Source organism: Undibacterium paludis (assembly GCF_022568815.1).
Lineage (GTDB): Bacteria > Pseudomonadota > Gammaproteobacteria > Burkholderiales > Burkholderiaceae_D > Undibacterium.
In genome coordinates, this window is sequence record NZ_JAKZHX010000009.1 from 49920 (window position 1) to 70847 (window position 20928).

The following is a 20928-nucleotide window of genomic DNA, read 5'->3' on the forward strand; positions in this document are numbered from 1 at the left end:
ATTATCAAGAGGTAAATCCAATTATTCGGGGTTCTTTAGCCCACGACCGAGCAAAAATATCTCGGAAGACTTGTCTTTACTGGCTTTTGGCTTCTTGTTCAATACCGTTTTGAACTCATCTTTAAAAAGTGTAACAATATTATTATAACTGGGGCCATGGAAGCATTTTACCAACAAAGCTCCGCCGGGCTTCAAATGCGCCCTGGCAAATGAGACTGCCAGTTCGATAATATATTCGACGCGCGCAGCGTCAACAGTAGAGTTACCAGACAAATTGGGTGCCATGTCAGACAGCACCAGATCGACTTTACGGCCCAACAATTTGGCTTCAAGCTGATCCAGCACCTCATCCTCACGAAAATCCCCCTGTATGAATTGCACGTCAGCGATAGGCTCCATCGGCAGCAGGTCCAGGGCAAAGATTTCCCCCAAGATGCCACCGCCCTCCTTGCCAGCCAGCTTATTCCTGACATACTGCGACCAGCTCCCCGGGGTTGCCCCGAGATCAACAATAACTTGTCCGGAACGTATCAATTTTTCTGATTCGTCTATTTCTTTTAGCTTGTAAACGGCACGCGCGCGATAGCCCTCTTTCTGTGCAAGTTTCACGTAAGGGTCATTAATATGATCGTGAACCCAATTTTGATTGAATTTATTCTTTGCCATTCGCGTAAAATACTACTTTTAAAGGAATTACTATGTTAAAACTTACGCCCGCCGAAAGAAGCGAGCTTCGCTCTGAAGCGCATGGACTGAAACCTATCGTATTGATCGGTGAAGCCGGATTAACTCCTGCCGTGATCAAAGAGATAGATGCCGGCTTGAATTCTCATGGCCTGATCAAGGTACGTGTATTTGGTGATGATCGTGAAGCCCGCATAGGCATGTACGATACCATCTGCGCCGAACTGAATGCAGCCCCCATACAGCATATCGGAAAACTGCTGGTCATTTACCGCCCTAAACTGGACGGCAAGCAAGAAACAAAACTGGTAAAAAAAGGTAAAGGCCTGCGCGAAGTCACTATCGTCAAACCTAGTCCAAGTGGCACCAAAAAGCCTACAGTATCCAAGGTAATGGTAAAAGGCAACGAGCGCGTCACCCAAGGCGGCAATATCAAACGCGCAAAACCACGCCAGACAAGTGCAAAAAAGACATCTCTAGGGTAACAAACTACCTGTTTCTGGTCTTTGATCAGTGACTGCCCCGGCCATATCGGCCGGGCAATCTGCAAATAGTGTTTACACCGCCTGCGATCCGGGCAAATCTTAAAAAGTGATTAAACGTAAGCCACGTCCAGCACTTCATACTCACGTATGCCTGCTGGTGCCTGCACTCCGACCACGTCACCTGCATATTTACCGATCAGTGCACGAGCGATAGGTGAAGTAATCGAAACTTTGCTCAACTTCAGATCTGCCTCATCTTCTCCTACGATCTGATAACTGACCTTTTGTGAAGTTTCCAGGTCTTCCAGGTGTACGGTAGAACCAAACACAACACGGCCTTCGGCATCGAGTTCGCTAGGATCGATAATCTGCGCCGACCCAAGTTTCCCCTCCAGCTCAGCGATGCGCCCTTCAACAAAGGCCTGGCGCTCTTTGGCTGCATCATATTCAGCATTTTCAGACAAATCGCCCTGGGCGCGCGCCTCTGCAATCGCATTGATCACGTTAGGGCGTTCTTTGGTTTTCAAATTGTGCAATTCTTGTTTTAACAATTCTGCGCCAAATTTGGTGATAGGTACTGTACTCATGGCATTCACACTTATAAAAGTAAAAATACAGAGGCCACAGCAAACACCAGCATTGCCGATGCCATTTGTGACCTCTGTATCAAAATTCAAGCTCCCCGGCTTTGCGGGCCAGGGACACTGCTATTTCTATCAGTTTAAGGTTTTATGCAGGCCTTGTAAATCATAAACGTGCAATTCATTGAGATGACGCATACCTTCCACTGCAGCCTCTGCACCGGCGATTGTCGTGAATGTTGTTGCACGGGCAATCAGCGCCGAAGTACGAATTGCGCGCGAATCGGTAATGGCATTGCGCTTTTCTTCAACGGTGTTGATGACCATGGCAATTTCATTGTTCTTGATCATATCAACAACGTGCGGACGACCTTCAACTACCTTATTGACCACAGAAACCGGAATGCCTTCAGCTGCAATTGCTGCTGCTGTACCACGCGTCGCCACGATGGAAAAGCCCAGAGCAACCAGGTCTTTTGCCACCTTGACACCGCGTGGCTTATCACTGTTCTTGATACTGAGGAAAACCTTGCCAGAAGTAGGCAATTTTACACCCGCACCCAGTTGCGATTTGACGAAAGCCTCACCAAATGTCTTGCCAACGCCCATGACTTCACCGGTTGATTTCATCTCAGGGCCGAGGATAGTATCAACACCAGGGAATTTCACGAAGGGGAATACTGCTTCCTTGACGCTGAAATAAGGCGGCACGACTTCGCTGCCTATGCCCTGTGAATCGAGTGACTGACCAACCATGCAGCGGGCAGCAATCTTGGCTAGTTGCAAGCCAGTGGCCTTGGAAACATAAGGTACAGTACGCGATGCACGTGGATTCACTTCCAGCACGAATACAACATCTTTACCGTCCTGCTGCTGAATCGCAAACTGTACATTCATCAGGCCGACGACATTCAAGCCTTTTGCCATCAAAGCAGTCTGGCGCTTGAGTTCAGCAATGGTTTCTTGTGACAGAGAGTAAGGCGGCAAGGAACATGCAGAGTCACCGGAGTGAACACCGGCCTGTTCGATATGCTCCATGACACCACCGATGAAGGTACGCTCACCATCCGACAGGCAATCGACGTCAACTTCAATCGCATCATTCAGGAAGCGATCCAGCAAGACTGGAGAATCATGTGACACCTTGACGGCTTCACGCATGTAACGCTCAAGATCACGTTGCTCATGCACGATTTCCATTGCACGGCCACCCAATACATAAGATGGACGCACTACCAGCGGGTACCCAATTTCTTGTGCCAGCGCCAAAGCATCGGCTTCAGTACGTGCAGTGCGGTTAGGCGGTTGACGCAGGCCCAGGTCTTGCAACATTTTCTGGAAGCGTTCGCGGTCTTCTGCTGCATCAATCATGTCTGGCGATGTACCAACGATAGGCACGCCGTTGGCTTCGAGATCCAGCGCCAATTTCAGAGGCGTCTGACCACCGTATTGCACGATGACGCCAACTGGTTTTTCTTTATCAACGATTTCGAGTACATCCTCCAGCGTCAGTGGTTCAAAGTACAGACGGTCGGAGGTATCGTAATCAGTAGAAACGGTTTCAGGATTGCAGTTGACCATAATGGTTTCATAACCATCTTCGCGCATTGCGAATGCCGCGTGTACGCAGCAATAATCAAACTCGATACCTTGGCCGATACGGTTAGGGCCACCGCCCAATACCATGATTTTTTTCTTGTCGGTTGGGTTGGATTCGCACTCTTCTTCATAAGTCGAATACATATAGGCTGTATTCGTAGCGAATTCACCCGCACAAGTATCAACGCGTTTATAGACCGGACGCACATTCAGGGCGCGGCGTTTTTCACGTATTGCAGTGTCGGTCGTTTTCAGCAGTTTTGCGAGGCGACGGTCAGAGAAACCTTTTTGCTTCAGTTGCAGCATGAGGGCTTTATCAACGTTGTCGAGTGACTGTTCATCCAGCCACAATTCGACATCCACGATATCCTTGATCTGCACCAGGAACCACGGGTCGATATGTGTCAGTTGATGCACCTCTTCCATTGTGAAGCCTTGAGCAAAAGCATCACCAACATACCAGATGCGGTCAGGACCTGGTTCACCCAGTTCTTTTTCCAGGGTCTCGCGATCCTGAGTTTTCTCATTCATGCCATCGACGCCAACTTCCAGGCCACGCAAGGCTTTCTGGAAAGACTCCTGAAAGGTGCGGCCGATAGCCATCACTTCACCGACAGATTTCATCTGTGTCGTCAGGCGGTTATCTGCCTGCGGGAATTTCTCGAAGGCGAAGCGCGGTATCTTGGTGACGACGTAATCAATCGAAGGCTCGAAAGAAGCAGGTGTAGCACCGCCGGTAATTTCGTTGCGCAATTCATCGAGCGTGAAACCGACTGCCAGCTTGGCAGCAATTTTTGCGATAGGAAAACCAGTCGCTTTCGATGCCAGCGCAGATGAACGCGATACGCGCGGATTCATCTCAATGACGATCATGCGGCCATCAGCAGGATTGATGGAAAACTGTACGTTGGAACCACCAGTATCCACACCAATTTCACGCAGCACTGCCAAAGAGGCATTACGCATGATCTGGTATTCTTTATCGGTCAGTGTCTGCGCTGGTGCAACCGTGATGGAATCACCAGTATGCACACCCATAGGGTCCAGGTTTTCGATGGAGCAGACAATGATGCAATTGTCTGCCTTGTCGCGCACGACTTCCATCTCATACTCTTTCCAGCCTATCAGCGATTCTTCAATCAGCAATTCATTGGTAGGCGACGCTTCCAGACCGCGTTTGCAAATCGTCTCAAATTCTTCCGGGTTGTAGGCGATACCACCACCTGTGCCACCCATCGTGAACGATGGACGGATGATGACCGGGAAGCCAACATCCTTTTGCACAGCCCAGGCTTCATCCATGGAGTGCGCAACGCCAGAACGCGCAGAACCCAGACCGATCTTGGTCATGGCGTTCTTGAATTTCAAACGGTCTTCCGCCTTGTCGATGGCTTCTGGTGAAGCGCCGATCAGTTCGCAATTGTATTTGGTCAGCACGCCATTACGGTGCAAGTCGAGTGCGCAATTCAGCGCAGTCTGGCCACCCATGGTCGGCAGGATCGCGTCTGGCTTTTCTTTATCGATAATGCGCTCGACAACTTGCCAGGTGATAGGTTCGATGTAGGTAACATCGGCCATTTCCGGGTCGGTCATGATGGTTGCCGGATTGCTGTTAACCAGGATCACGCGGTAACCTTCTTCACGCAAGGCCTTGCAGGCCTGCGCGCCGGAATAGTCGAATTCACAAGCCTGGCCAATGATGATGGGGCCTGCACCGATAATCAGAATACTTTTTATATCATTACGTTTTGGCATTTATTATTCTCCTGTCTTTGCCTTGGTCATCATTGCAGTGAAGCGGTCGAACAGGTAGGCAATATCATGCGGACCTGGTGAGGCTTCAGGGTGACCCTGGAAGCAGAAAGCCGGTTTGTCTGTACGCGCAAAGCCTTGCAGCGAGCCGTCGAACAAAGACACGTGGGTAACGCGGCAGTTGGCTGGCAAAGTTGCAGCATCCACTGCAAAACCGTGATTTTGGGAAGTGATCAATACCTGTTTGGTATCCAGATCCTGCACAGGATGATTGGCACCATGGTGGCCAAACTTCATCTTGAGGGTCTTGGCACCAGATGCCAGCGCCATGATCTGATGACCCAGGCAGATACCAAAGGTAGGAATGCCCTTCTCTATCAACTCTTTAGCGGCAGCAATCGCGTAATCGCAAGGCTCAGGATCGCCAGGGCCATTCGATAAAAACACGCCGTCAGGATTCAGCGCCAGCACATCAGCTGCGCTGGATTGCGCGGGCAATACCGTGACCTTGCAGCCGCGCTCTGCCAGCATGCGCAAGATATTGCGCTTGACACCAAAGTCAAAAGCGACAACATGGAATTTTGGGTCTTGCAACTGGCCATAACCCTGGCCCAGCACCCACTCAGCTTCTGTCCAGTTGTAAGCCTGTTTGACAGAAACAATCTTTGCCAGATCCATGCCAGACAGGCCAGGAAAAGACTTGGCCAGAGCAATCGCTTTTTCAGCATCCGCACCCACCAGTATCGCACCACCCTGCGCGCCTTTTTCACGCAAGATGCGCGTCAGTTTGCGGGTATCAATACCGGCAATAGCAACGATGTTTTGGGATTTGAGGTAATCAGAGAGGGATTGTTCAGAGCGGAAATTCGATACCAGCAAGGGCAGGTCTTTGATGATCAAACCGGCTGCATGGATTTTGTCAGACTCTACGTCTTCGGCATTGACGCCGGTGTTACCAATATGCGGATACGTCAGTGTAACGATCTGGGAACTATAACTGGGGTCAGTCAAGATTTCCTGATAACCGGTCATTGAGGTATTGAAGACAACTTCACCTATGGTATGACCGGCAGCGCCAATCGAATATCCAGTGAAAATGCTTCCATCGGCAAGAGCAAGTATAGCGGTGTCCTGGCCGGAACGAAGAAGGGACTGCGGAATGGGCAGCAAGGGCAACTCCTGTATTGTTACCGCCGCTGCGACGCCCCAAGCTGTCGTTTCCCTGGCCGAGCAGAATTGCCGCGCAGCCTGGAAAGATGATGGAGCGATGTGAATTTGGGTAGGCGCTACGGCGAGATTTCGGATTAGTTAAACCCTCGAATTATAGCGCGAAACGGCCCATCAGGCAAATGCGGAATGCCTGATGGGCCGTGAAATTGCTTGCAAACTCAATAGTGCACGAGCGTTCGCCAACTAATTCCCTGAAATTGTCTCCGACGCAATCCCGCAAAAAGAATGTGCCAGCCAAACTGGATTACAGGCCCAGTGCAGCAATACCGGCCTTGGCAATTTGTGCATCTTCAGACGATTTAACGCCCGAGACGCCAACCGCACCAACACATTGCCCCTCAACGATAATAGGCACGCCACCTTCCAGCATGCCTTCCAGGGGAGCACTCAGGAAAGAGTAACGGCCATTATTGATGATGTCTTCATAAATTTTTGATTCGCGCTTGCCCAGCGCGGCCGTTGTCGCCTTGGCCGGAGCAATCTGTGCAGATATCGGCGCTACACCATCAAGACGCTGCAACCACATCAAATGACCACCATCATCAACAATGGCAATGACAACCGGCCAGTTATTTGCCTTGGCTTCAGCCTCTGCCGCCGCCGCAATCTTTTTTACATCATCAAGTGTCATTACTGGTTTTGTCTGCATGATTATTACCTCTCAAATAAAGTCAGCGGATTGTACGCCAAGCAATTGCACTTAGGTATACAAACAGTTTTAACAATTAAACAGCCATTCCAGAGGTATTCCAAACCCATCTCTGACAACCTTGGCGTTATTCACCCAGCCTTCTTTTGCATCCACTGCAACAATTTGTTTCAGAAAGGAAATACCGTGAATGGTTTACATTTTTTAAGAGTTCGCTTAAAGTTGAGCGGTTTTTCCAACCAGGTGCCAAGATGCTAATAAACGTTTCCAGACTATCAAGGAAAGCCAAATTAGTGCTTATCTCAACAATCATGCTCAGTGCAGCATATAGTCCCGCCTGGAGTGCAGACAATCCCTTCCCTGAGTCCTCCACTGCCTATACAAAATTACAAGAGATCAAACAGCGCGCATCCGACCTGACCGTCAAGGCCATGGATTTGATGGGCATACGTTACAAACGTGGCGGCAATAGTCCGGAAAACGGCCTGGACTGCAGCGGCTTTGTCCGCTATGTATTTAAAGATGTGATTGGCGCCAACCTGCCCCGCACTTCTGCAGAAATCAGCAAAATCGGCGAACACGTGGATCAGAAAGATTTGCAACCAGGCGACCTGGTTTTCTATAACACACTCAAACGCGGCTTTTCCCATGTAGGCATTTATCTGGGTGATAATAAATTCATCCACTCCCCTTCTGCCGGTGGCCAAGTCAGGGTTGAGAGCATGAACATCGATTACTGGAAAAAACGTTTCAATGGCGCCCGCCGTATCAACGACGACGAAGCCAAGTAAGTTAGCGACAAGCCCCCCCAAGAATAATCCACGGATAAAAATAAGGCAGAGCAAAGCCCTGCCTTCAAAGCCATATTGATGCCAAGTCGCACAACCAACTTGGCATTATCGTCATATCAACGCTCCTGCATTGCCTTAATCTTTTGCTTGATTTCAGGCATCATGGCCATCGCAGCCTTTTCACCAGCCAATATGGCCAGGTTTCTACCCGCAAAGTCATTACCCTTCATGCCGGGCAATTCCGGACGTATCACAATCTCAGCCTGCTTCAATTCAAACTGATTGATGCTCTGCCCCATGATGGCAACCGTTTGCAGCAAAATATCAAGCGTCGCATTATTGACTGTTGGCTCAGGCGGGGATGATATATTGACGGCAATCACGATGTCTGCCCCCATGTCCCGCGCAAAGCGTACCGGCACCGGCGATACCAGACCACCGTCAACATACAGGCGATCATTGATTTTCACTGGCTGGAATACACCCGGCACAGCAGAAGATGCACGTACTGCCGCACCAGTATTACCGCGCTGGAACAGCACAGGATGACCGGTCGCCAGATCGGTCGCCACGGCACCAAATGGCTTGCGCAGTTTTTCTATCGGTGCCTGCGCCACCAGCCGGTTGACGTAGGTTTGCAGTGCATCCCCCTTCAACACGCCGCTGGACTTGGAAAACAAAGGCAGCGACCAGTCCGAAATGGTTGCCTCATCCATTTCCAGGGCCATTTTTTGCAGGGCAAAACCATTGTTCCCGGCAGCATACATGGCGCCAACAACACTGCCGGCACTGGTGCCAACAACAACATCAGGCGAAATACCCTGTGATTCCAGGGCCTTGATGACACCAATATGGGCAAAACCGCGTGCCGCACCACCGCCCAGGGCCAGACCTATGCGTACCGGCTTCAAAGTCTTCGCCACAGGATTTGCCGGCACCACAGCAGGCGCAGCTTGCTGCGGCACGGTATTACAAGCACTCAGGCCCGCACCCAGACCCGCCAGCAGCAACATATTCGCCAGCAGGCGAACTGCCCTCCGTCTTTGCGAAGGGGCATGATGTATAAATTGAAAAAGCGACATGAGGATTTTTTTGAAAAGATGAAAAGTACAAATCGGGCAATTACCATCGCGCTCAATGCATCGAAAGGCAGTTTGCAAAACAGGTGCGAGATTATATTTCCAAAACCCTGGCAGGCACCAAAAACAGCCAAAGAAATTAATTAATTGCCAAATTCAGGCCAGCCAATTCCCCATCCATAACAAAACTCATTGAAAACTTAAATAAGAAACATGAAAAACTGAACATAATTGCAGCAGCATCAACATCATAACTTCGTGATGCACACTATTCCATTACTCATATGTCATGCCAAGGAAATAATTCATACTGATAATCGCGCACTTGTCGTGCCTGCGCCGACGAGACCCTGGCAAAAAGCATCGCGCAACAACGCTGCAAATCGCTCAATTATCACTGATGATTCTTTAGAAAGATTTTATGAAGAAATTTCTCTTGCTGCCATCCATCGCAGCTCTTGCTCTTTCAGGCTGCGGCAGCAGTGACCCGGCGACAGTCACCCCCAATACCAGTGTGATCCCGGTTACAGACCCCAATGCCGTGCCTGAAGGCACGACGCTCAAAATTGCCCTGCTGGAAACAACTGATATTCATCAAAATATACTCAGCTATGACTACTATGGTTTGAAGGCAGACACCAGCCTTGGCCTGGAAAGAACCGCAGCCCTGATCAGCGCCGCCCGCGCAGAAAACCCCAACAATGTCTTGCTTGATGACGGCGACGTCATCCAGGGCACCTTGCTTGGTGACTACCAGGCAATTGCCTCCCCCGTGACATGCAGTGGCACCCTGGCAGTCTACAAAGTCATGAATGCGCTCAAATATGATGGTGCCGGCATGGGCAACCATGAATTCAACTACGGCCTGAACTTCCTGAGCCAGATTACCAATACAGATTTCGGCTTGCCTGATGTCAGCAAGACTGGCAACTGCGGCGCCCCCAATTTCCCATTGGTTTTGTCGAATGTGGTTGGCGCCAGCAGCCAGAAACCCATCTTCAATCCAACCTCCATTATCCCCAAACAATTCACGGCAACCAAGCCTGACGGCAGCACCATGAGCGTTAAGCTCAATGTCGGCATCATGGGTTTTGTGCCACCGCAAATCATGGACTGGGATCAAAAATCCCTGGCAGGTAAAGTAGTCGTCAATGGATTGCAAGAATCTGCCAACAAATATGTGCCGGAGTTGCGCAGCAAAGGAGCCGACCTGGTTGTCGCTCTGTCACACGGAGGCCTTGATGCATCCCCATATAGCCCCAAGATGGAAAACGGTAGCCTGCATCTGACCTCAACCGGCATTGACGCCCTGATGCTGGGCCATGCGCATTTAATTTTCCCCAAGGCAAAAGAAGCTGGCGGGCCAGCCATTGACGCCTCGTTGGCGGCCTTGCCGGCAGCGCAGGTTGATACAACCAAAGGACTGGTCAATGGTGTGCCTGCAGTCATGGCGCAAAGCTGGGGGCGTCGCCTGGGCATCATACAAATGACATTGAAATACCAGGGCGGCAAATGGGTAGTACAAAAAGACCTGACCAATGTGGAAGCACGCGGCTTCAAATACAAGGATGGCACGACCATCGTTGACGCTGATGCCTCCATCGCCCCCTTGGTCGACACAGAGCACAAGGCAACCATCAGCTATGCAACACAGGCATTGGGCACCACCACAGACTTTGAAATGTCTGCCTACTTTGCCCTGGTTGGCGACGTTTCTGCCATACAGATCGTCAACCAGGCGCAAATCGACTATGTGAAAAGCTTTATCGCCAGCTCAACAGATGCCACCCTGGCCAGCTACAAGTCCATTCCCGTGATTTCTTGCAGCGCGCCATTCAAGGCCGGTCGCAATGGCCCGACTGACTTCACCGACGTTGCCCCGACTGCCACAGCAGCATCACCAGTCGGCCTGCAAGTGCGCAACCCCGGCGACCTTTACCTGTACGGCAACAACAATCTGCAGGCCGTCAAAATCAAGGGCTCTGACCTGAAAAACTGGCTGGAAACAGCGGCTAACCAGTTCGCCAAAATCGACCCGACATTGACGACAGAGCAGGACCTGGTGCCATCGTATTCAACCATCTATAACTACGATGTTTTCTACGCAGAAAACAATGCACTCAAATACCAGATCGACGTAACCCAGCCTGCCGGCAAACGCATTGTCAACCTGACATATGCAGGCAAGGCGATTGCCGATACCGATGACTTCATCGTTGCAACGAATGACTATCGCGCCGGTGGCGGTGGCAACTTCCCCGGCATAGATGGCAGCAAAACCATCATCAAATCACCGGATGCCAACCAGGCAGTCGTCAGCAACTATGTAAAAAAACAGGGCAAGATTACCAGTGCAGCAAACGGATCTGGCCAGAGCTGGAGTTTTGTCAAGGTTGATGCCAAGGGCCCGGTCATTTTGCGCTCAGCCCCGGGTAAGATGGCTGTTGCCCAGGCACTGGGTTTGTCACGCGTCAAATCCGAAGGCGCACTCGACGCCAGCGGCTATGCCAAATATGCGATTGACCTGAGCAAATAAGCAAAAACGATTGATCCACAGTCTGCACTCCTGCCGCTCACCAGGCAGGAGTGCACTGCCCCATCAAGAAAAAGAAATGTCCAGCAAAACCAGAAGCATTATTGCCACCACCTGCATCAGCCTGCTCGCCTGCGCACGAGCACCGGCGCCAACGCCAGTGCCAACCATGGCAGAAATAGAATCTGCGGGCATACAAGCCGTACATGCCCAGCACCCGACAGCCCTGTTAGCTCTGCAAAAGTGGGCAACAGCGGGCTACCCGGTAGCACAAAGAGAGCTGGCTTTTGCCTATGCCACAAAACCTGAGACACATACACAAACCCGGACCTGGTTGGAAAAGGCCGCGAAAGGCGGCGATACCGAAGCCCAGTTCCAGCTGGCAGAAGCCTATTACAAGGGGCGCTGGGGCCTGAAATCTGATTATCAGCAAGCGTACAACTGGTATGAAATAGCTGCAAACAACAAGGAAGGCCGGGCCAGTTTCATGCTGGCACGCATGAGCAAGTATGGACAGGGCACATCCCAGGATTTAGCCACATCAGTAAGATGGCTGAAAACTGCCAGTGAGCAGGGCAACGCCCAGGCCATGTTCCTGCTGTCGAATGCCTATGCTGCCGGTGAAGGCACAGACAAAAACCCTGCCCTGGCCAGAAAATGGCTGGAAGAATCGGCAGAACTGGAATACCCGGTCGCCATCCAGGCGCTGGCCATGGAGCTGGAAACCGGCAGCCAGCATGTAGAGAAAGACGCAGTAAAAGCACGACACCTGATCAAGGAAGCATCGGACGAACGCCTGATGCGCTGGAACAGGTATCAATAATTGCGATAGCTGCCACGGAATGGCAACATTAACAATATACATTAGCAGTCAAACAATCCATCTTGCCGACCGATAGCATCAGGACACAGGCGAACCGGTCATAGCAAGGTACAATAACGGATTGTGAATCGCTGTCCTGTTTTATTGTGAATACCAAAGCACTCCCCCCACGCCGCGTCTCGGTCGCCCCCATGCTGGACTGGACCGACAGACATTGCCGCCAATTCCACCGGCACATCACCCGCAATACCTGGCTGTACACGGAAATGGTGACCACCGGCTCGCTGTTGCATGGTGACCTGCAGCGCCACCTGGAATTCAATCCCGATGAACATCCGGTCGCCCTGCAACTGGGAGGCAGTGACACGGCCGAACTGGCCCACGCCGCCAAACTGGGGACGGAATGGGGTTACGACGAAATCAACCTGAACTGCGGCTGCCCTTCTGAACGCGTACAAAAAGGTGCTTTTGGCGCCTGTCTGATGGCAGAACCGCAATTAGTCGCTGATTGCGTCAAAGCCATGAAAGACGTCACCTCAATCGACGTAACGGTCAAACACCGCATAGGCATCAATGATGTCGATTCTTATGATTTCATGCGCGATTTTGTGGGTACCATCGCTGACGCCGGTTGCAAGACTTTTATCGTGCATGCCCGTACTGCCATCCTGAAAGGATTGTCGCCAAGAGAGAATCGCGAAATCCCTCCCTTGAAATATGACTACGCCTATAGATTGAAACGTGAATTCCCGCAACTGGAAATCATCATCAATGGCGGCATCAAGACCCTGGAAGAAATGGATGCCCATCTGCAGCATGTTGATGGCGTCATGATAGGGCGTGAGGCATATCACAACCCCTATTTCATGGCCAGTTTCGACCAGCATTTTTTTGGGGACAACAGGCCGGTGAAAACCCGCCAGGAAATCCTGGAATGCATGATCCCCTACATCCGCCAGCAATTGCATCTATATGGCAATGAAGGTAAAGGCTTGCGTTTGAACACCGTGGTGCGCCATATGCTGGGATTGATGATGGGACTGGTTGGCGCACGTGCCTTTCGCCAGATATTATCAGATAGCAAGAAACTGGCTGGCGGCAATCCAGAGATTTTGCTGGAAGCCGCAAAACATATGCAAAGCATTACCGCCTATGACAGGTCACGTGAAGAGCAAGCGGTATCTGCTTGATGCGCATAGGCTGCGTAGACATGTATAAGTCAATTTGTAAATTGGATTGCCATATTCGTAATAATTTGTAATACATCATGGGATTGTTGACTTGAAGGAATATATTATTCATGTTTCATTGCATGCTCCTTCAACTCACTACCTCAGTGAGATTGCCTACGCCTTTAGATATAATCGCGTAGGCTTTTTTATTTCCGCTCCTGTTTTCCTGGAATCATCATGCGCATTTCCACCCTGAACAAAATCATGCTGGTCAGTTGTCTGGCTTTCTCGCCACTACTGACAACACAATCACAAGCTGCAACGATGATAGACCTGCGGTTTGATCTGTTCATGGCAAAAGCCACGGATTTGAAAAAAGAACTTAACCTGAATGCCAACCAGCAGGTTTTGTGGCAGCAGACTGAAAACAAGCTACAGTCCATACAACATCAACGCGAGGTGCGCCGCGAACGCCTACAGGCAGAACTCGATGTACGCCTGGAACAAAAAGCCCTGGAATTGCGTGATATCAATCCACAACTGGACCAGGAAGAACAATTAAGCAGCCAGGAAAACCGCCAGATGCGCGAACTGTTTTTCACGCTCAATGACGCGCTTGACGACAGGCAGCGCTCGTCCCTGCAAACATTCCTGGCATCGACTTTGAGAGCCTCACCAGAATCCGCAAGAGTCAGACCAGCAGACAATGGCGGCGATACAGGCAGACGCAAAGGTGGCATGGGCAAACAACGTGGCAGCATGGGTGGTGAGGGTAAGTTCTAGCGCATGCACATTAGCTATTTCAACCTGCCCATAGTCAAAACGAGCAAGTGAAATACCTGCCATCGAAGAATGCTATTGCCAGCAAGCCAAATTTCTCTTATAATGCGTAGCTCTCTTGCACTGCAAAGCGCATGAGAAAAGCAGTGGTGGTCGTAGCTCAGTTGGTAGAGTCCAGGATTGTGATTCCTGTTGTCGTGGGTTCGAGCCCCATCGTCCACCCCAAAATTCTTAAGTAATTCAATTACTTAACTTCTGTGGATAATTTTGTTTTTTTAAATTCCCCAGTAGCAGAAAAAAAACCCGCCAACAAGCGGGTTTTTTCTTTTTCAGACTGATGACCTTCAGCAATTAATTTGGGTATTCCGCAATCGTTACCAACTTCGGCATTGCCAATGCATCCCAACACCCCAAATTCGCTTATGGCCTGGATGTCTGCGCCTGAATCAATGTGTTTCTGACAGCGTCAAAACTGCTGCCGACAGCAATGTAGGTTGTGACGTCGAGACGCGCCGTCCCGCTGTTGGTGTAAACGACGGGACCTATCTTGGTGGTTCTCGTAGTAGGATCACTGCCCGGCTTGTTATTCTCAGTGATGAATTGATAAAAGGCATAAGTTATTGCCTTATATTGGTTTGGGCTGTTTTTTACAACAATCGCCCCTATGTAATGATTGGCTGAGTCCGTCGCAATTATCGGGCCATCATATTCACTCAGCGCTTCACAGCCCTCGCCAAACGCCCATTGGGCATTACCTATCGGACTACTGCAAAGAGGGTCGCGAACAGCTGGAATTTGCTGCACACCAGAGTTTTTGTAATAAAAAAACTTAGTAAATTCGGGGTTGAGGTACAAAGCCGGGACTTCATATCGGCTTGGAACATTTTTCCTGGGAATATTTTCTGGCAAAATTGATGCCACAACCTTGATGAGGTTGGCTGGATAATTTGAAAAGATGGATACATTCTTATTTAAAGTATCATTCGACAAGCCTGACGTATACTTAGCACCGCATTGAGCACTGTAACTGGCATTATCCGTAGACCAGTACGCAGGTATGGAAGAGGTAGAAAACGTGTTGCCATTAAAGGAGTAAGAACTCAGATACGATTTAGAAAAATACCCAACGCCATCAGTAGCATCTCCTGCCTCAGTTGGGTTGTCACACTCACCGCGATAAATCGACCAGTTGTAATTCCAGGCTGCGGGGTTTGAGACATTTTGAAGATCTGACGCATATTGCCAGGCGTATTGGACTTGTCGCCCATGATCGTGGGAATTGATGAATTCCTTGCCACCCCAATAGATGCTATCGATTGCACCGGCGAATTTGCCAGACATGCTGACATAAACTGGATTCGCCCATTGCCCCGTCGTCTTGTTGGAAATAGTGATACGCTGGTATTTATCCAGATAATTATTCTGATTTGACGCACCTGCCTCAAAATAGCCGATACGCCCCTCAGCATATCCATACTGCAAAAAATGAGATACGGCTTTCGAATAATCAAGCCCAAACGCGGCCTTCAGGTCTGCGTATTTATCCAGATATTGCCGTGTGTGAAACGCGGGGTGAGCTTGCCTGCCTTCATAGATGCCATTGTTCGACCAATGCTGCAGGGCCTGAAATTCAGTGGTCAATCCAGCCTGAATCAAATCCGGATTGCTGTAGAGGTAAAATCTCCAGTCAAAGACTCGATTGTCCGCAGGTGAGTTGGTATCCGCTTGCGCTGACGAAACACAGAAAATTAAACTTGCAAAACTTAAAATAAATTTTTTCATGCTTTACCCTGTTCGTGATAATGGTTGACAGTATGGACTCGTGCAAAAATGAGCAATAAAACCCGATAGCTTTTGGGCAATATTGCCATTACAACTATACATTAATAAGTATCAACATTTCTTTTGTTTTTGCCACCCGCAATTGATCGACGCAATGCCTGCCGCCCACCCCTGCACAAGTCGGGCCCGCAACTTCAGCGCATAGATGGAGTCGTTCGGATAATGCAAAACAATGCTGCGAGAGATACCAGATCACCCGGTGATCTCTCGTAAAAGAATCTGGTCACGAATGTGCCAGCGTCAAACAACAACTTGTAGTTGTGCCGCGTCAGCGTCTCTACTCATGCTAAACGCGGACCACCAATGAAGCCTATGTGACGGCCCTGTGCTGCGTCCCTTCCCCCCTTGTAATAAATAGCATGCGGCTGGTTTCGAATACCCTGGCAGTATGCCAACACCCTCTTGGCACAAGCACCGCCTGCCCCACTTCCAGAGGGATACGCTGCACTTCATTATCAAGCTCGATCAAAAAATCTGCTGCACCAGAGACAAGGTAGACGAACTCATCTCCCTTTGGATGCATTTCCCAACTAGGCCAATCGCCTTCACTGACAAATTCACTGATCAGCAAATCCCGGCCAAAGGCTTCGATTTCTGTCTCGGGCAAACTCCAGAATTGTTCACCACCAGCTACGACTCTGGACGTGCCATCGGCAGCAAGTGCCACATAATTTTTTTCAACTTCAAGCTTCATTTGCAACCTCATTTTGGTGACGAGTTTACACACTTCAAATCAATTATCTGCAACACGGCAACGTAACTTACCGGGCAAGAATACCCGAGGAAACAGCGCGCTCATGATCGGCAAAAATGGCCATGGCGGTCTTCATGGGGTGAAAGCCCAGCCTTTGATAGAAACCTTCTTTACCAGGATTGGCATACAAAATAATTTTCTTATGCCCCTTGGATAAATCCACCAGACGATCAACAATGGCCTTGCCCAGCTTGATACCCTGAAAGTCGGGATGAACGGCTATATCACAGATATAGGAACAATCAAGACCATCTGCCAGGGCACGCCCTGCCCCAATCAACTTGTCGCCCGCATAGACGAAGCATTTATACATGCTGTTGGAAAAAACAATTCGCAGGTTTTCCGCTGGCTTATCACCAAGAGGCGCCACTTTGTACAGGTCGGAAAGCGCTTGCCAATCGACACTTTCTTGCTCCGTCACCCAGACCAAATCCTTCATTGCCACCTCGCATCAGAATAAGCAGGCATGATATTCAAACATGCAGATAGCATTATACCAATAATAAATTTTGTTTATATGACAGCGAAAAAAGCTACCAGCATGGCAACATTGAGAATAATCGTGGCAAAAAACCGCAGGCGAAAACCTGGTTTGCGCGTCTTGTGACGAAACATCTGCTGCGCAAGAATAGCGCCGGGCCAACCACAGGCCAGGCCACATAGCAACAGGCTACGCTCAGAGATTCTGCCTGTTTTCTTGCGAGCGGCAGCCTTGTCCAGGCCGTACATGATCAGGGTGATCATGCTCATCACGGCAAACAACAAAACAAGGCAGACCAATGCTGATATATCTTGATAAAGAGAATTCATGCGCCACAGTATAACCAGGCAGCAAGTATAAAGCGCGCACTATTGCAAGCCGAACATGGCAAAACCATTCTTATAGGCGATACGTTCAGCAACGTCTGCAGGCAACTCACTCAGCATGCGCCTGTAAAAAGCGATTAGCTGCCCAACCTCATCCCAACGTTGGGTGACCCAGGTATCAGTGCCAACAACAAAGCGATCGGGGTAACGCAGGAACAGGCGCTTCCATTGCGGATGCAATTTACCGTCTTGCTCAAGATCACCACGATAAGAAAGCTCACCGACCAGATTCGGATATAGTGCAAACATGGCCTCCACTTTGTCCAGCGAAGTACTCATACCGGTGTGCGCCCAGATCAGCTTCACGCCAGGCGCGTGATGCAAGATGCGCTCTATCGCATCTTCATCGGAATGGGCATGCAAATACAGGTCCTTGGCCCTGGCCAGGCGGGCAATTTTGATCATATAGGGCGCATCGGCATCTTTGCCGAAAATATGAAATTCACCTATGCCGCGATAAATGCCCCGCCGCAACTCTTTGCCCACAAAGACTTCTACCTCGGGATTGACAAACCAGTCATGGCGATCTGGCTGGACCCGGTAAGGGCGTAAGAAAGGAACAATCTTGATATCCGGCGCTTTTTGCGCCATCAGGTCCAGCGTCCCCTCATTCGGCCGGCTGGTTGCCAGGACCGCCTTGATGCCCACATGACGCCACAGGGCAATGACTTGTTGCGGTGACCAGGTTGCCCTTGCCTCGAGGTTGTAGTGCATGTGCGCATCAAAAATTGGCAAGGGCTCTGCCGCCCTTACAAAGCAGGTCAACAGGAGCAGAGAAGCAAGGAGCAGGCAAGCACAAAAACGGGCATTCATTGAAAGACCTCCAAACGGGCAAATATCAATGAGAACTGTTTTCAACAGCTTAGCACTTTTAGCACATCAGCTACCCAAGCCTCACAGCATTCTTGCCAGCAAAGCCTTTTCGTATTTTGCGTCCAGCGGGATGTGCACCTTATGCCCCGCCCCGCTCACCATGTTCATCGCCTGATTGTCGAGATTGCGCATATCTGCCAGCTTGATAATTTCATTTCCCTGCGGTGAAATGATTTCTATCTCGTCGCCGACGGCAAACCGGTTTTTGACCTCGACTTCTGCCCAGCCATCTTTTACCTGCAAGACCTGCCCCACATATTGACTGCGGTGCGCCTGCGAGACGCCTTCCATGTAATTCTGGTGGTCCTGAGTGTGATGGCGCTGGTAAAAACCATCGGTGTAACCGCGGTTCGCCAAGCCGTTCAACTGTCCCAGCAAATCAGTATCAAACGGCCGGCCTGCGACTGCATCATCGATGGCGCGACGATAAGCCTGGGCGGTACGCGCCACATAATACAAGGACTTGGTACGACCTTCCACCTTCAGAGAGTCAACACCTATTTTAGCCAGGCGCGCAACATGCTCGACTGCCCGCAAGTCTTTGGAGTTCATGATATAGGTACCATGTTCATCTTCCAGTATGGGCATGAACTGGCCGGGCTTGCCACTCTCTTCTATCAGATAGGGCCGGTCAGCCAGTGGGTGGCGAGGCATGTCACCCATGGCTGAAAAGGACTGATTGGCCTCTTCCAGCGCCTGCTGGTAATTGAACTTGATGCTTTCCACCGGTATGCGCGCCAGATCACCTGTTTCGTTCTCCACAGCATTTTCGACCTTGTAATCCCAGCGACAGGAATTGGTACAGGTCCCCTGATTAGGGTCACGATGATTGAAATATCCCGATAGCAGGCAGCGACCTGAATACGCGATGCACAAGGCGCCATGAACAAAGACTTCCAGCTCCATATCCGGGCATTGCTGACGGATCTCTTCTATCTCATCAAGTGACAGTTCACGTGACAGGATGACACGGGTCAGGCCCATCTTCTTCCAGAACTTCACATCAGCCCAGTTGACAGCGTTGGCCTGTACCGATAGATGTACCGGCACTTCCGGCCATTTTTCACGCACCATCATGATCAGGCCAGGGTCAGCCATGATGAGGGCATCCGGCTTCATATTGATGACCGGCTCCATATCGCGGATATAGGTTTTGAGCTTGCTGTTATGTGGGAAGATGTTGCTGGCGACAAAAAATAATTTGCCGCGAGCATGTGCGCCATCTATGCCTTGCTGCAAGACATCGAGAGTAGAAAATTCATTATTGCGAGCACGCAGACTATAGCGGGGCTGGCCGGCATAGACGGCATCCGCCCCGAAGTCGAAGGCGGCATGCATTTTTTCCAGCGAACCGGCGGGCAAAAGAAGTTCTGGGGCTTTGAGCATGGCAAGAAAATCCGAAAAGAAAAATGTTCGCGATTCTAGTGCCAATCCGGTAGCCAGGTAAAATTTACCCGGCCATTATTTGATCTACATCAAACTGACCTACTCATGCCTCATCACTACGCATGGCTGTCAGCTCATTGAATACCAGGGCAACCAGCACTACTATCCCTCCATATATACTGGCAGCAGCAGGCACTTCCCCCGCACCCAACCAGGCCCAGATCGGGGCCAGCAAGACTTCCAGCAAGGATAGCAAGGCAATCTCTGGCGCAGTCAGGCTATTCGATGCCCTGACCATCAGCATGCAGGGCAGGCCCAGCTGGAAAAAACCAAGTATCGCCAGGATGGCTATATCATGCAGGGATGCATGAAAAGGCCAGGCAAATGGCAGCATCGCTACTGCAGAAATAGTGCCACCCAAAAACACGGCAGGCACCAGGTCAACGGCATGACCGCCCTTTTTGAGGATAATGACATTTGCCGAGGCTGCCAAAGGTATGCCAAAAGCAATCAACATACCCATCAGGCCACGCTGATCAACTTCAGAAATACTACCGACAAACATCCAGGCCATCCCTATACAGGCAGCAACAATTGCCCACCAGGTACGCGCAGGGATGCGCTGGTGCAATACCAGCCAGGCCAACAAGGCAGTAAACAGGGGTGACAAGCTTTCCATAATGGAGGTGTTGGCCACAGTCGTCATGGTCAGTGCAATCATGAAGCAGCTATACATGGTAGCCCACATGCAACCAGACAAAACCCCTATCTTGCCAAGCAGCCGCAAACGCGGAACGAAAGCCCATTTGTATTGCCTGATCATGACGCCGGCAATAAACACCGCTGCAAAAAAACTGCGCCAGAAGGTGACCTCAAAACCACGAGCCGCCTCCAGGTGCCGGGTGAACACACCAGCAATACTCCACAAGGTGGCAGCACAAATCATGGCAATCACCGCGCGACGGTGACTCATTTTCTCTATCATGATGATCCAAATAAAAAACCCGTTTGACTCCAGCCTTGCGGCGAGAGCGAAACGGGTTGTTCG

General features: G+C 50.3%; 19 protein-coding genes and 1 tRNA gene. 7 read left to right on the top strand and 13 right to left on the bottom strand.

The window, feature by feature from the left end; genetic code table 11:
* Positions 1 to 21 precede the first annotated feature (21 nt).
* Complete coding sequence (locus LZ463_RS16010; protein ID WP_241456828.1) at positions 22 to 666, bottom strand: RlmE family RNA methyltransferase; 645 nt, start codon at positions 664 to 666, stop codon at positions 22 to 24.
* A gap of 32 nt (positions 667 to 698) precedes the next feature.
* Between LZ463_RS16010 and LZ463_RS16015 the strand changes: the two genes are divergently transcribed.
* Positions 699 to 1169, top strand: coding sequence for a YhbY family RNA-binding protein (locus LZ463_RS16015; RefSeq protein WP_241456829.1), 471 nt, complete (start codon positions 699 to 701; stop codon positions 1167 to 1169).
* A gap of 110 nt (positions 1170 to 1279) precedes the next feature.
* On the opposite strand, the gene greA is transcribed toward LZ463_RS16015, so the two are convergent.
* From greA to LZ463_RS16035, 4 genes are all read right to left on the bottom strand, one after another.
* Positions 1280 to 1756 carry a transcription elongation factor GreA gene (greA, locus tag LZ463_RS16020; RefSeq protein WP_241456830.1) on the bottom strand — a complete coding sequence of 159 codons (477 nt, stop codon included), beginning with the start codon at positions 1754 to 1756 and terminating at the stop codon, positions 1280 to 1282.
* A gap of 129 nt (positions 1757 to 1885) precedes the next feature.
* The gene (gene carB / locus LZ463_RS16025) at positions 1886 to 5104 is read right to left on the bottom strand and encodes a carbamoyl-phosphate synthase large subunit (protein ID WP_241456831.1); all 3219 of its coding nucleotides are present in this window, start codon (positions 5102 to 5104) and stop codon (positions 1886 to 1888) included.
* A gap of 3 nt (positions 5105 to 5107) precedes the next feature.
* Positions 5108 to 6262, bottom strand: a complete 1155-nt coding sequence (gene carA, locus LZ463_RS16030) for a glutamine-hydrolyzing carbamoyl-phosphate synthase small subunit (protein WP_241457051.1) — start codon at positions 6260 to 6262, stop codon at positions 5108 to 5110.
* A 313-nt stretch (positions 6263 to 6575) separates the two neighbouring features.
* Positions 6576 to 6980, bottom strand: coding sequence for a GlcG/HbpS family heme-binding protein (locus tag LZ463_RS16035; RefSeq protein WP_241456832.1), 405 nt, complete (start codon positions 6978 to 6980; stop codon positions 6576 to 6578).
* Positions 6981 to 7291: 311 nt separating this feature from the next.
* Here LZ463_RS16035 and LZ463_RS16040 point away from each other — a divergent pair, with 311 nt between their 5' ends.
* Entirely contained in the window at positions 7292 to 7771 is a 480-nt protein-coding gene (locus LZ463_RS16040; RefSeq protein ID WP_241457052.1) for a C40 family peptidase, read from the top strand.
* A 116-nt stretch (positions 7772 to 7887) separates the two neighbouring features.
* Here LZ463_RS16040 and LZ463_RS16045 read toward each other — a convergent pair whose 3' ends face one another.
* Entirely contained in the window at positions 7888 to 8853 is a 966-nt protein-coding gene (locus tag LZ463_RS16045) for a patatin-like phospholipase family protein (RefSeq protein WP_241456833.1), read from the bottom strand.
* 418 nt (positions 8854 to 9271) lie between these two features.
* Here LZ463_RS16045 and LZ463_RS16050 point away from each other — a divergent pair, with 418 nt between their 5' ends.
* From LZ463_RS16050 to LZ463_RS16070, 5 genes are all read left to right on the top strand, one after another.
* Positions 9272 to 11386: a bifunctional 2',3'-cyclic-nucleotide 2'-phosphodiesterase/3'-nucleotidase gene (locus LZ463_RS16050; protein WP_241456834.1), complete on the top strand. Its 2115-nt coding sequence runs from the start codon at positions 9272 to 9274 to the stop codon at positions 11384 to 11386.
* 76 nt (positions 11387 to 11462) lie between these two features.
* A complete protein-coding gene (locus tag LZ463_RS16055; RefSeq protein WP_241456835.1) occupies positions 11463 to 12206 on the top strand; it encodes a tetratricopeptide repeat protein in 744 nt (247 codons plus the stop codon).
* Between the two features lie 146 nt (positions 12207 to 12352).
* Complete coding sequence (gene dusA / locus LZ463_RS16060) at positions 12353 to 13396, top strand: tRNA dihydrouridine(20/20a) synthase DusA (protein ID WP_347176275.1); 1044 nt, start codon at positions 12353 to 12355, stop codon at positions 13394 to 13396.
* 219 nt (positions 13397 to 13615) lie between these two features.
* Positions 13616 to 14161 carry a hypothetical protein gene (locus LZ463_RS16065; protein WP_241456836.1) on the top strand — a complete coding sequence of 182 codons (546 nt, stop codon included), beginning with the start codon at positions 13616 to 13618 and terminating at the stop codon, positions 14159 to 14161.
* A 146-nt stretch (positions 14162 to 14307) separates the two neighbouring features.
* Positions 14308 to 14383, top strand: a tRNA-His gene (locus tag LZ463_RS16070).
* A gap of 195 nt (positions 14384 to 14578) precedes the next feature.
* Here LZ463_RS16070 and LZ463_RS16075 read toward each other — a convergent pair.
* The 7 genes from LZ463_RS16075 to LZ463_RS16105 form a co-directional block, all read right to left on the bottom strand.
* Positions 14579 to 15940, bottom strand: coding sequence for a hypothetical protein (locus tag LZ463_RS16075; protein ID WP_241456837.1), 1362 nt, complete (start codon positions 15938 to 15940; stop codon positions 14579 to 14581).
* A gap of 370 nt (positions 15941 to 16310) precedes the next feature.
* Positions 16311 to 16694, bottom strand: a complete 384-nt coding sequence (locus LZ463_RS16080; RefSeq protein WP_241456838.1) for a cupin domain-containing protein — start codon at positions 16692 to 16694, stop codon at positions 16311 to 16313.
* Positions 16695 to 16761: 67 nt separating this feature from the next.
* On the bottom strand, positions 16762 to 17193 hold the full coding sequence (locus tag LZ463_RS16085; protein ID WP_241457054.1) for a GNAT family N-acetyltransferase: 432 nt from the start codon (positions 17191 to 17193) through the stop codon (positions 16762 to 16764).
* A gap of 74 nt (positions 17194 to 17267) precedes the next feature.
* The gene (locus LZ463_RS16090; protein WP_241456839.1) at positions 17268 to 17504 is read right to left on the bottom strand and encodes a DUF1294 domain-containing protein; all 237 of its coding nucleotides are present in this window, start codon (positions 17502 to 17504) and stop codon (positions 17268 to 17270) included.
* 99 nt (positions 17505 to 17603) lie between these two features.
* Positions 17604 to 18335 carry an amidohydrolase family protein gene (locus LZ463_RS16095; protein ID WP_241456840.1) on the bottom strand — a complete coding sequence of 244 codons (732 nt, stop codon included), beginning with the start codon at positions 18333 to 18335 and terminating at the stop codon, positions 17604 to 17606.
* 180 nt (positions 18336 to 18515) lie between these two features.
* Complete coding sequence (gene trhP, locus LZ463_RS16100; protein ID WP_241456841.1) at positions 18516 to 19880, bottom strand: prephenate-dependent tRNA uridine(34) hydroxylase TrhP; 1365 nt, start codon at positions 19878 to 19880, stop codon at positions 18516 to 18518.
* 103 nt (positions 19881 to 19983) lie between these two features.
* The gene (locus LZ463_RS16105; protein WP_241456842.1) at positions 19984 to 20853 is read right to left on the bottom strand and encodes a DMT family transporter; all 870 of its coding nucleotides are present in this window, start codon (positions 20851 to 20853) and stop codon (positions 19984 to 19986) included.
* Positions 20854 to 20928: the final 75 nt, after the last annotated feature.